Source organism: Fusobacterium massiliense (genome assembly GCF_900095705.1).
GTDB classification, from domain to species: Bacteria; Fusobacteriota; Fusobacteriia; order Fusobacteriales; family Fusobacteriaceae; genus Fusobacterium; species Fusobacterium massiliense.
The window spans coordinates 129,019-141,090 of record NZ_LT608326.1 but is presented as its reverse complement, the minus strand read 5'-3'; the positions used below and the strand labels follow the sequence as shown (position 1 = coordinate 141,090).

General features: G+C 26.4%; 13 protein-coding genes and 3 tRNA genes. 8 read left to right on the top strand and 8 right to left on the bottom strand.

Annotation, left to right across the window (positions count from 1 at the left end; genetic code table 11):
* Window positions 1-131: 131 nt before the first annotated feature.
* Window positions 132-512 (top strand): adhesion protein FadA, encoded by a 381-nt coding sequence (locus tag BQ2505_RS03085; RefSeq protein WP_074016333.1) that lies wholly within the window; start codon window positions 132-134, stop codon window positions 510-512.
* 235 nt (window positions 513-747) lie between these two features.
* Here BQ2505_RS03085 and BQ2505_RS03080 read toward each other — a convergent pair whose 3' ends face one another.
* The 3 genes from BQ2505_RS03080 to BQ2505_RS03070 all read right to left on the bottom strand — a co-directional run bounded on the left by BQ2505_RS03080 (window position 748) and on the right by BQ2505_RS03070 (window position 3,423).
* On the bottom strand, window positions 748-1,632 hold the full coding sequence (locus tag BQ2505_RS03080) for an SPFH domain-containing protein (protein WP_074016332.1): 885 nt from the start codon (window positions 1,630-1,632) through the stop codon (window positions 748-750).
* Between the two features lie 129 nt (window positions 1,633-1,761).
* The gene (locus BQ2505_RS03075; protein ID WP_074016331.1) at window positions 1,762-2,187 is read right to left on the bottom strand and encodes an NfeD family protein; all 426 of its coding nucleotides are present in this window, start codon (window positions 2,185-2,187) and stop codon (window positions 1,762-1,764) included.
* Window positions 2,188-2,244: 57 nt separating this feature from the next.
* Window positions 2,245-3,423 (bottom strand): GNAT family N-acetyltransferase, encoded by a 1,179-nt coding sequence (locus BQ2505_RS03070; RefSeq protein ID WP_074016330.1) that lies wholly within the window; start codon window positions 3,421-3,423, stop codon window positions 2,245-2,247.
* Between the two features lie 266 nt (window positions 3,424-3,689).
* On the opposite strand from BQ2505_RS03070, the gene BQ2505_RS08815 reads away from it, so the two are divergent.
* The 7 genes from BQ2505_RS08815 (at window position 3,690) to BQ2505_RS03040 (ending at window position 6,774) form a co-directional block, all read left to right on the top strand.
* Complete coding sequence (locus BQ2505_RS08815; protein ID WP_143403543.1) at window positions 3,690-3,866, top strand: hypothetical protein; 177 nt, start codon at window positions 3,690-3,692, stop codon at window positions 3,864-3,866.
* Window positions 3,867-4,153: 287 nt separating this feature from the next.
* On the top strand, window positions 4,154-5,005 hold the full coding sequence (locus BQ2505_RS03065) for a radical SAM protein (RefSeq protein ID WP_074016329.1): 852 nt from the start codon (window positions 4,154-4,156) through the stop codon (window positions 5,003-5,005).
* 72 nt (window positions 5,006-5,077) lie between these two features.
* A tRNA-Thr gene (locus BQ2505_RS03060) sits at window positions 5,078-5,153 on the top strand.
* 2 nt (window positions 5,154-5,155) lie between these two features.
* Window positions 5,156-5,230: transfer RNA gene (locus BQ2505_RS03055), tRNA-Glu, on the top strand.
* Window positions 5,231-5,246: 16 nt separating this feature from the next.
* A tRNA-Tyr gene (locus tag BQ2505_RS03050) sits at window positions 5,247-5,331 on the top strand.
* 133 nt (window positions 5,332-5,464) lie between these two features.
* Window positions 5,465-6,019 (top strand): HutD/Ves family protein, encoded by a 555-nt coding sequence (locus BQ2505_RS03045; RefSeq protein ID WP_074016328.1) that lies wholly within the window; start codon window positions 5,465-5,467, stop codon window positions 6,017-6,019.
* 2 nt (window positions 6,020-6,021) lie between these two features.
* Window positions 6,022-6,774, top strand: a complete 753-nt coding sequence (locus BQ2505_RS03040) for a YaaA family protein (RefSeq protein WP_074016327.1) — start codon at window positions 6,022-6,024, stop codon at window positions 6,772-6,774.
* A 173-nt stretch (window positions 6,775-6,947) separates the two neighbouring features.
* Here the strand turns inward: BQ2505_RS03040 and BQ2505_RS03035 are convergent, their stop codons facing one another.
* From BQ2505_RS03035 to nikB, 5 genes are read right to left on the bottom strand one after another with little or no spacing between them, the layout of a single operon-like run.
* Window positions 6,948-7,712: an ABC transporter ATP-binding protein gene (locus tag BQ2505_RS03035; RefSeq protein ID WP_074016326.1), complete on the bottom strand. Its 765-nt coding sequence runs from the start codon at window positions 7,710-7,712 to the stop codon at window positions 6,948-6,950.
* A 16-nt stretch (window positions 7,713-7,728) separates the two neighbouring features.
* Window positions 7,729-8,508, bottom strand: coding sequence for an ABC transporter ATP-binding protein (locus tag BQ2505_RS03030; protein WP_074016325.1), 780 nt, complete (start codon window positions 8,506-8,508; stop codon window positions 7,729-7,731).
* 12 nt (window positions 8,509-8,520) lie between these two features.
* Window positions 8,521-10,071 carry an ABC transporter substrate-binding protein gene (locus BQ2505_RS03025; protein ID WP_074016324.1) on the bottom strand — a complete coding sequence of 517 codons (1,551 nt, stop codon included), beginning with the start codon at window positions 10,069-10,071 and terminating at the stop codon, window positions 8,521-8,523.
* A gap of 35 nt (window positions 10,072-10,106) precedes the next feature.
* Window positions 10,107-10,919 (bottom strand): nickel transporter permease, encoded by an 813-nt coding sequence (gene nikC / locus BQ2505_RS03020; protein ID WP_074016323.1) that lies wholly within the window; start codon window positions 10,917-10,919, stop codon window positions 10,107-10,109.
* A complete protein-coding gene (nikB, locus tag BQ2505_RS03015; RefSeq protein WP_074016322.1) occupies window positions 10,919-11,857 on the bottom strand; it encodes a nickel ABC transporter permease in 939 nt (312 codons plus the stop codon). The genes nikC and nikB overlap by 1 nt, the downstream gene beginning before the upstream one ends.
* Between the last annotated feature and the right edge of the window lie 215 nt (window positions 11,858-12,072).

Sequence of the window (12,072 nt, the reverse complement as noted above, 5' to 3'; positions counted from 1 at the left end):
GATTATAGATTTTATATTTCTCATAATTTAATAAAATTTTAATTTGTATCAAAAAACTATTGTTTTTTTTAGAATTTTTTTGTATAATTATATTATTATAGATAACTATAAATTACTTTGGGAGGTAAGAAATGAAAAAATTTTTATTATTAGCAGTTTTAGCTGTTTCTGCATCAGCTTTTGCTGAAGACAATTTGATAGGAGAATTACAAGCACTAGATGCTGAATACCAAAATCTAGCTAATCAAGAAGAAGCAAGATTTGAAGAAGAAAGACAACAAGCAGTTGCTGCAAGTGAAGCATTAGCACAAAATGAAAGAGTTTATTCTGAATTATCTGAAAGAGCTCAAAAACTTTCTGCTGAAGCTAACACAAGATTCTACAAATCTCAATATCAAGATTTAGCTTCTAAATATGAAGGAGCTTTAAAGAAATTAAATGCTGAAATGGAACAACAAAAAGCAGTTATAGCTGATTTCCAAAAAATTCAAGCTTTAAGAGCTGGAAACTAGTAATTTATAAAATAAAAAATTTTGACTGTACTTGTCTTTTGAAATCAAAATTCAAGTACAGTTTTTTTATTCTATAGGAAAGTATAAAATTAAATAATGAAAATTAGTCTTTACGTATTAGTTCGAAGAGCCAGAGCTTATTGTTTAATAAAATAACCCCTGACATTTGTACTAATTTATCGTGCTTACAATCGTTAAGCTGATAAAAATTTATACGAATATCAAGGGTTTTTGATTATTTAATTTCTCTTATACTTTGTATTAGTCCACCTAAATTTTGTATTTCACTAGGAATAATAATTTTTGTTGCCTGACCATTAGAAACTTTTTCAAATGTTTCAAGAGATTTTAAAGATAAGATTTCTTTACTAGGTTTAGCATCGTTTAATATTTTAATTGCCTCAGCTTCTGCTCTTTGAATTTCAATAATTGCTTGAGCTTTACCTTCTGCTTCTTTAATTTTAACTTCTTTTTCAGCCTCAGCTCTCAGAATAGCAGATTGTTTTTCTCCTTCTGCAACAAGAATAGCAGATTCTCTAACTGCTTGTGCTTCTAAAATCTTTGCTCTTTTTTCTCTTTCAGCTTTCATTTCTTTTTCCATAGCAATTCTAATATCGTTTGGTGGCAATATGCTTTTTAACTCAACACGGTTGACTTTAATTCCCCAAGGATCTGTGGCTTCATCAAGTTCTTGACGCATTTTTGTATTAATAATATCTCTTGAAGTTAAAGTTTCATCAACAGTCATATCTCCAATAATGTTTCTAAGAGTGGTAGCTGTTAAATTTTCTATGGCAGAAAGTGGTCTTTCAACTCCATAAGTATATAATTTAGGATCAGTGACTTGGTAATAAACAACAGTATCTATTTGCATAGTTGCATTATCTTTAGTGATAACGGCTTGTGGTTCAAAGTCAACTACCTGTTCTTTTAAAGATACAATTCTTGAAACTCTATCAAAAAAAGGATTGATAAAGTTAAGACCAGAGTTTAAAGATTCAGAATATTTTCCTAATTTTTCAATAACATAAACTTGTGATTCTGGAATTATTTTTATAGCTTTCAATGTTATAAGAGCTATAAGAATAAGTAAAAGTACAAAAAATGGTATAACTAACATATTAAAACCTCCTAATTTATTTTTTTATTTTATAGGAAAGTATAAAATTAAATAGCAAAAATTAGTCTCTGACGTCCGGATTAGTTCGAAGAGCCTGTGCTCATTCAGCTCGTAGAACTCATACGGCTGTCAAGAGACTTTATTTATAATAATTTTATTTCCTTTAAAACTAACTATTCTAGCACTATCATCTAATTCAAAAATATCACTGCTAATAGCTGTCCAGATAGAAGATTTATATCTTACTTCATAAGTTTTTTCTTTAGATTTTACATCAATAATTTTTGTAATTATTACAGCAGTATCAATTATTGTAGCATCAGAGTTTAGATGATTTCTATTCAAACATTTTTTAGCATAGGGTCTAATGAAAAGAATAGATAAAACAGAGATGATTGTAAAAAATATAATATCTATTTTAGGATCATTCGTAAAGAATGATACTGGAATTGTCAGTGCAGATGCAATAGCAAACCAAACGGTAACTAAAGCTGGTACAGTAAATTCAATGATAGTAAAAATTATTGTTAAAACTAACCAAAATATATAAGTCATAGGGAACCTCCAATCTAATTAATATTTTTATTAATTATAGCACAAAACTTATGGAGATTATAAAAATTCATAAAGATAAGATTTTTTTTTCTTAAATATTTTATTTAATTTTTCAATCAAAGCATTTTCTTTATTGCTCTCTAGAATTTTTATTTTATTTAATTTCAATAATTCCTCGACAGAAAAATAACCACTAACTAAAAAAACTAAATCTTTGATATCTATTTCTATATCAGCCTCATTTATATCTTTAGAAAAGGTAATGTCTTTATTTAAAGTATAAAGACCTGTATTTTCACTTAGAGTTTTATCTATTATAGATATTTTTAGATTTGTATTTTCTAAATTTAAAATTTTAAAAACATTTATAGGATTTAAAATTCTTAACATCATGAAAGGTAAAATTTTTCTTTCTATTTTTAACTGATTACTAAAAATAAAATTAATATTAGAACCTTTAGGAGAAGCTAAGTTAACTTTTGAATAATAATCTCTGTATCCATATATAAGGGATAAAATTTCCTTATAGGAAGTTGGATCCATAGCAAAACATTCTCTTATTTCAACCGTATCATTTTCTAAACCATAAATAATATATGCAGATGGGATATTATCTTTATATAGAATATAAGTTTTCATTTCATCTACAAAAGTTTCTTTTAATAATTTTTTAAAATAGTATTCATCTCTTTCTAAATATGAAAAATTATTTTTCATATTAAAGTTATAAATTTTAATAAGATCTTTTACACAAAACTTTATATTTTTTTCGTTTATTTTTAAGTAGCCATAATTATTAGAAGGTTTTTTAAACTCAATTAATTCTTCAATAGAAAAAGAATAATATTCAATATCAGAAAAATATTCAAAATCAAACTTTCTATATATTTCTGGATTGATAGGAGTTAAAAAAACAAAAGGCAAATTTTTCCTCTTTGAAAGGGTTAACATAGAAGTCAATAAGTATTTCATATATCCCTTATTTCTCAAGCTTATATCTGATGAAACACCGACTATATATTTTGTATCAATTTTTTGAGAATTAAAATTTAGAATATATGGATTTTCATGCAAAGAAGAAACAATTTTTTCTTCATCTTCTAAAATTAAGTAATTATTATGGTCAAAAATTTCATTGAAATAAAAATTTATTTGTTCATCAGTATCTTTAAAACTTTCTTTCCAAAAATTTATAGCAATATTTTTTTCATCTTTATTAGCATACCTTACTTCCATTCTATAACTCCTTCTATATAAACTAAAGTAATTTATTTTATCATAGAATAAAAAAAATGAATATATTTTATTCTATAGGAAAGTATAAAATTAAATACTAAAAGCCAGCCTCATACGGCAAGAGACTTTTTTATAGATATATATTCTTTCTATTGTAATAAAAAAAAATAAAAAAAAATACTTGACATAGTATACAGGGTAGGGTATAATGTATATACCTAGATAGGTATATAAAAAAGTTTTTAAAATATAGAGGAGGTTTTTTTATGGTAAGTTGTGAAAATATGAAAAAAGGTGAAGTTTATAAATGTCAATGTTGTGATTTCGAAATAGAGGTAAAAAATCAATGTAATTGTGCAGATGATGAAAATTGTGAAACTCACAAACATGCTCACGAATGTTGTGAATTTTCTTGTTGTGGTAAACCATTAGTAAGAAAATAAGAACTTTCATAAAATAGAATTAAAAGATTGTTATAAATTTTTGTAACAGTCTTTTTTTTGTTCTATAGGAAAGTATAAAATTAAATAATAAAAATTAGTCTCTTGACAGCCGTATGAGTTCTACGAGCTCAATGAACACAGGCTCTTCGAACTAATACGGACGTCAGAGACTTTATTTATTATATACTTAGAAAGTATTTGTTTAATAAAGTATTTAGATAATTTATTTAGAAAAAAATAAAATAAAGTGGTAAAATAAGGTAAAATTATGTTTAGGAAGTGATACTATGTATAAGCATGTTTTTGGACCGGTTCCATCTAGAAGATTGGGAATTTCTTTAGGGGTAGATTTAGTTGTAAATAAAAGTTGTAACTTAAATTGTGTGTTTTGTGAATGTGGAGCAACTAAAAAAATAATATTAGATAGAAAAATATTTAAAGATATTGAAGAAATAAAATTTGAAATAAGAGAAGTTTTAAAATCTATTACGCCAAATTATATAACTTTTTCTGGAAGTGGAGAACCAACTTTAAGTTTAGATTTAGGGAATATTATAAATTTTATTAAAGATAACTTAGTTTATAAAGGTAAAATAGCAGTAATTACAAATAGTTTACTATTGAATAATGCTGATGTTATAAAAGAAATAGAAAGGGCAGATTTGTTAATTCCAACTTTAAGTACAGTAAATCAAGAGATTTTTGAAAAGTTAGTTAGACCGGATAAAAGTACTCATATAGAAGAAGTAAAAGAGGGCTTTATTAAGATGAGTCATTCTAATTTTAAAGGGGAAATTTGGATAGAGATTTTTATTATAGAAAATGTTACAGACAGCTATGAGAATATAAAAGGAATCATAGAATTTTTAAAAGAAAATAAAATAAGATACGATAAGATTCAACTTAACACAATAGATAGAGTTGGGGCTGATAGAAATTTAAAAGCAATTTCATATTTTAAACTTTTAGAAATAGAAAAAATCTTTAAAGAAAATAATATATTGAATGTAGAAATAATAAAAAAGTTAGATGAACTTGATGAAAAAAATAAAATTTCTATAAATAATGAATTACTTAATAATATGAAACAAAAAAGAAAATATCAACAAGAAGAAATTGATAAAATTTTTAAAAAGTAGAAAAAAAATAAAAAAAGAGTTGACAAAAGATAGAAAATAATGTATTATAGTGAATGTCTCTAAACGACATAAGCCGCTTTAGCTCATCTGGTAGAGCAACTGACTTGTAATCAGTAGGTGATTGGTTCGACTCCGATAAGCGGCACCAGTGCCCCGTTCGTTCAGTGGTTAGGACATCAGATTTTCACTCTGGAAACAGGGGTTCGATTCCCCTACGGGGTACCACTAAATTTAATAGCATGGTTGGGTTCCCGAGCGGTCAAAGGGATCAGACTGTAAATCTGACGGCTCCGCCTTCGAAGGTTCGAATCCTTCCCCAACCACCATCTAAGATTACTACTACACAATAATGTGTAGTTTTTTTATTTTACTTTTATAAAAAAGGTTGTATAATTATAATATGTATGAATATTAATATTAATGGTTTAGATATTTTATGCGATGAGATAGGAGGGGAAAATGTATAAGGTTATAAAAAAGGAAGATTGGAAAGTCTCTGTGTGGTCTGGTGGAGTAACAAATGAAATTTTTATTTACCCAGAAAATTCAAACTATGCTGAAAGAGTTTTTAAAGCTCGTATAAGTGTTGCAACAACAAATGACCCAGCAGAATCTCTTTTTACAAAACTACCAGGAGTGGATAGATACATTTCTAAATTGGAAGGAGAAATGAAACTATCTCATACGGGACATTATGAAGTAGATATGGAAGATTATCAGATAGATCGTTTTAGAGGAGATTGGGAAACTTATTCTTATGGTAAATTTAGAGATTTTAACTTAATGTTAAAAGGTATAAGAGGGGACTTATATTTTAGAGAAGTTCAAAAGCTATGTAAATTACATCTTGAAAAAGATAGTAATATTATATTTCTTTTTGTAATTGACGGTGAAGTCGAAGTTAATGGAGTAGTCGTAAAAAAAGAAGAATGCTATATTACAGATATAAATATACTTGATGTTACTGGAGATAATACAAAAATATATTATGGTTTTATTAAAGAATGGGAGTAATGATGAAAATAATATTTTCTCCAAGTAAAGAGATGAGAAAAGTAGAAGTACTTTTTAATAAAAAAAATCAAAGTATTGATGAAAGTTTTAAATTAAAAAGAAAAGAATTATTACAATTATTAAAGAAAAAAAATAATGAAGAAATTTCAAATATTATGAAAATAAAAGGGAAATTACTTGAAGAAACTATTGAGAATTACAGAAAATATGATGTATTAGAAGAATTGTATGCAATATCTTTATATAATGGGGTTGCATATAAGGAATTGAATTTAGAAGAGTATTCAGATGCTTCTTTAAGTTATATTAGAGATAATCTTTTTCTTTTGTCGGCTTTTTATGGGATAGCTTTACCTTTTGAAAAAATAAAGCCGTATAGATTAGATATGACAATGAAGATAATGGAAGAAAGTCTATATAATTTTTGGAAAAAAGAAGTAAATTTCCATATAAAAAATAGTTTAAAAGCTGAAGAAGTATTATTGAATTTAGCTTCCTCAGAATTTTCAAAGATTATAGATAAAAATATTCCTATGATAACATTAGACTTTAAAGAAAATCATAAAGGGAATTTGAAATCAATAAGTAATTATAGTAAGAGAGCTAGAGGAAAATATTTAGATTATTTAATTAAAAAAGAAATTTCTAATATTGAAGATATAAAAAAGGTATCCATAGATAAATATATATTTGATGAAAATATTTCAGATGAGAAAAATTTTATTTTTGTTAGAGAGAGTAAAGTAGAAGTATAAATTAATATTAAAAAGTTAATCCTTGATAGCTGTATAATTGATTCATACGGTTATCAAGGATTTTTTGATTATATAAATTAAAAAATAAAAATTAGTCTCTGATATCTGTATTATTTCAAAGAGCGTGTGTTCATTAAGCTCATAGAACTAATACAGTTGTTAAGAAACTTTATTTAATCTATTTTATCAACTTCAAAAATAGAATTTAAAAGTAATTTTGTATAAGGGTGTTTTGCTTTAGTTTTTAAATCAGCAGAGTTTAATTCCTCAACAATTTCACCCATATACATAACAACTATTTTTTGACTTATATCTTGAACAACAGCTAAATCATGACCAATAAAAAGATAAGATAGTTCTAAATTTTGTTGTAATTTTTTTAAAAGTTCTAAGATTTGTTTTTGAACTGAAACATCTAATGCACTGGTAATTTCATCACAAACTATTAATTTAGGCTTAGTAATTATTGCTCTAGCTATTGTAATTCTTTGAAGTTGTCCCCCTGAAAATTCATGAGGATATTTTTCCAAAGTAGTTTCATCTAAACCAACATCTATCAAGGATTTTTTGATTATAGAGATGCTTTCTTTTTTAGATAATTTAAAATAGTTTCTAAGTGGTTCCCACATATAATCTACAATTTTCATACGTGGATTAAAAGATGAAAGAGGATTTTGAAATATCATTTGAATATCTTTTGTTTTTAAAATATCATCTATTTCTTTATTATCAAAGATAATTTTTCCAGATGTTTTTTCTTCTATCCCAATTATAATTCTAGCTAGAGTAGACTTTCCACAACCAGATTCCCCAACAATGCCTATACATTCGCCTTTTTTTAAGATAATATTTACATTTTTAAGAGCTTCTAATTCTTTATTTTTATCGATTTTAAATGTTTTACAAATATTTTTTATAATTAATAAATCTTCTTTCATAGCTCTCCCTAAACTTCTATTTTAAATTTATAATGGCATTTAATAATGATTTTGTATAATCATGTTGAGGATTCTTTATAATTTGATCTCTATCTCCAAATTCAACAATTTCTCCATTTCTCATAACGGCAATTTTATCAGATATATAAGCAGCAACTCCCATATTATGAGTGACTAAAATAATAGATGTTTTAAAATTTTCTCTAATTTTTTTTAGTTCATTAATAACTTGAGCTTGTATAGTAACATCAAGGGCACTTGTAGGCTCATCAGCTAATAATAATTTAGGATTTTGTGCCATTGCCATAGCAATAGAAACACGTTGCTTCATTCCACCTGAAAGTTCAAAGGGATAAGATTTTAAAACTCTTTCTACATCTATTAAATTAAGTTTCAACAAATATTTTTTTGCTAAATCAATAGCTTCTTTTTTTGATATGTTATTATGCTCTAAAATATATTCAATAAACTGTTTTTCAATAGTTTTTATAGGATCCATTGTTGAATTAGGATCTTGAAATATCATTCCTATATCTTTTCCTCTAAGCTTATTGAGTTCATTTTTATTTAGATTGAGAATATCTTTCTCTAAGAAAAAGATATTACCACTTTCTATTTCTCCACCCATTGGAAGTAATTTCAGAATAGCTCTTATGAGAGTGCTCTTACCACTTCCACTTTCACCAACTATTGAAATAATTTGATTATCTTCTAATGTTAAACTAACATTTTTAACGGCTTTTATAGAATTTTTATAGTTGATATTCAAATTTTTAATTTCTAATAGAGGTTTCATAAAATCACTTTCCTATTTTGATATTTTTGTATTTGCTGTTAAGAAATAATAATCTATTGGGAAATTAGCCATATTTTCTACTTTATTATTAGATACATTTACATTAGCTTGGCTTACTATGTATGTTCCATAAGCTTCGTCTATTATTATTTGACTAGCTTCTTTTGTTATTTTTTGACGTTCTTTTACATCAAATGTTGTTGCAAGTTCATTGATTAAATCATCTAATTGTTTATTACTATATTTACCATAGTTTCCACTTCCATCAGTCTTGAAAGCATTATCTAGGAACCATTGAGAATCTCCAGTTGAAACTGTTTGCCAGTTTTGGAATAAAAGATCAAATTCTAAATTCTTTTTAATTTCATCAAGATTTTCAGCTATTTTTATATTAGCTTTTATTCCTGCATTTTTTAATTGAGCTTCTAAAAGTTCAGCTACTGTTGAGTTTGCTCTAGTGTTTCCACCAGCTGTTCCATAAATATTTATTTCAAGATTTTTTCCATCTTTATCAACAAAACCATCATTGTTTGTATCTTTATAACCTGCTTCAGTTAAAAGATTTTTAGCTTTTTCTATATCAAAAGCTTGTTTATTAAGTTCATTGTAACCATAAGGAGCACTAGCTGGAAACGGTGCTTTAGCAGCAACAGCTCCTCCACCAACGACTTTTGCTATAGTATCATAGTCAACTGCTGAGTTGATAGCTAAACGAAGATTTTTATCTTTCAAAGGAGATTTTACTGTATTCATTGTCATAAATTCAATACGAGTTCCTGTTGTTGATTTAACAACATAATCTTTATTATCAGTAAATAAAGCTATATCTCCAGCTCTTACACCTTGAGCCATGTCAACATCTCCTGATTGTAATGCAAGTGCTCTTGTATTATCATCTTCTATATCAAAAACAGTTATACTATCAAGTGCAGGTTTTCCACCCCAATAATTTTCGTAAGCAGTAACCTCAAATGAAGTAGCAGGTTTAAATGAAGTTACCATGTATGGACCTGTACAAACAGGAGTTTCTTTAAACTTAGAAGTATCAACACTAGTATCAACTATTATAAACATTGGATCAGAGATATTTGCTAAAAATGCTCCATATGGTTCTTTTGTTTTTATAATTACATATTCTCCATCTACATCTATACTAGCTAGTTTTAAAGCATTTTCTCCTCTTTCATTCAATTTTACAGTTCTTTCAATAGAAGATTTTACTGCTTCTGGAGTTAAAGGATTTCCATTTTGGAAAGTTACACCTTGACGAATATGAAATTTCCAAGTTGTTTCATCAACATTTTCCCAAGAATCTGCTAATTGTCCTACTAATTGTAAATTTTCATCGACAGTTACTAATGTTTCTCCAACAGCAGCTCTTGTTAAAGTCCAACCATCCCAGTCTAATGCAGGGTCCAATGTTTCTCCAAACCAATAAAGAGCAACATTCATATGTCCACCCTTAGTTTCAGTTGCTGAAGTAGTTTTTTCACTACCACAACTTGATAAAATTCCAATTGAAATAAGGGCTAAAAAAATTCCTAATAATACTTTTTTCTTCACAATTTCCTCCTATAAATAAAATTAAAATATAAAAATTACTTTTTAGGATCAAGAATATCTCTTAAACTATCCCCAAGTAAATTAAAAACAATTACACAAATAAATATTGCTATTCCTGGAAAAAAAAGTATCCAGGGAGCTGTTTGAATATATTTTTTACCTTCACTTAACATAAGTCCCCATTCTGCTGTTGGAGGTTGAACACCTATTCCTAAAAGAGACAGACTTGATAAAGTTAAAAGATTATTTGCAATATCTTGTGTTGTTAGAACAATTAAATATGGTAAAACATTAGGAGCTAAATATTTATACATAATTCTTATATCACTAGCTCCACTTAATTTAGCTTGATTAATAAAATCATTATTTTTCAGAGAGATTACCATGGCTCTTGTAACTCTTGCATAGTTAGTCCAGCTAATTAAAGTCATAGCTAAAATTAAATTTTTTAATCCCCCTCCAAAAATTGTTACAATTGCTATTACAAAAACTATATAAGGAAATGACATTATCATATCAACAATTCTCATAATAATAATATCAATTATGCCTCCTGAATAACCAGATATAAGTCCTATTATAATTCCAATGAAAGCAACTAATAAAGTTACTAATAATGCAATTAGTAGTGAATATCTACCTCCATAAAGTATTCTTGATAAAATATCTCTTCCAACATAATCAGTTCCTAGTAAGTAATTAGAATTTGGAGCCTGAGATATAGCTTCATAATTTTGGTAGTCAGGATTATATGGAGCTATATAGCTTGCAAAAACTGTAATTAAAATTATAAGGATAGCTAGTATGAAAATTGTAGAAAATTTATAATCAATTTTTTTATTTAACATTAATTTTCATCTCCTATTCTAATTTTAGGATTAAGATATTTATAAAGAATATCTACAATAAGATTAATTACTACATAAATTATAGCTGTCCAAATAACATAACCTTGCATTAAAAAATAATCTCTATTAGTTATAGCATCTGCTGCCATTTTACCAAGGCCACGATATTCAAATATTGTTTCAATTATTGTTGTTCCACCCAATATAGCTCCTATTGACATTCCAAACATTGTAACTATTGTTAATAATGAGTTTGGGAGAACATGAAAAAACATTATTTTTGAATATGAAATCCCTTTTGATTTTAATGCAATTACATAATCTTTGTTTATTTCTTCAAGTATACAAGCTCTAATTCTTCTTATATAAACAGCAATCAACCATACTGAAAGTGTTATTGAAGGAAGAATAAGACTTTTTATTCCATTACTTCCAATAATAGGTAAAAGCTTGAATTTCACTGAAAAGAAATACATTAACATTAAACCTAACCAAAAACTAGGGATGGAAATACCTATAAATGAAAAAAATCTTATAATATAATCTAGCCATTTATTTTTATATTGAGCTGAGATTATTCCAAGAGGGAAAGCTAAAAAAATTGTTATAAAAATAGATGTTCCAGTTAATGCTAAAGTTTTAGGAAGTCGTTTACTTATTTCATCTTTTACTGGTACATTATATTTAGTAGATATTCCTAAATCACCAGATAAAACATTTTTAGACCATCTTAAATACTGTTTTATAAAAGTATCATTTAGTCCCATTTCTTGTTTTTTATTTTCTATATATTTTGAGTCTCCAACAGTAGCCATTGAGGTATATTTCATTGATATAGGATCTGATGGAGCTAGGTATAACATTAAAAATGTTAAAAAAGTTACTCCGATCAAGATAGGAATTAGATATAAGACTCTTTTTATTATATACTTTATCAAAATATTAGTCTCCTCTTTTATCTTTGTTTATTATTTTAAATTAATATAAAAAATTTTTTCTTCAATAAACTCTTTTAAGAACATAGAAAAATATAAATTTAAAAAGCAAAAAATAGTTCTTAATATTAGTATTAGTTGAGAATGTTTAAATAACCTTAAAAATTTATACAGTCGTCAAGAGTATTCACTTTATTAATGATGTATCAGTATAACAT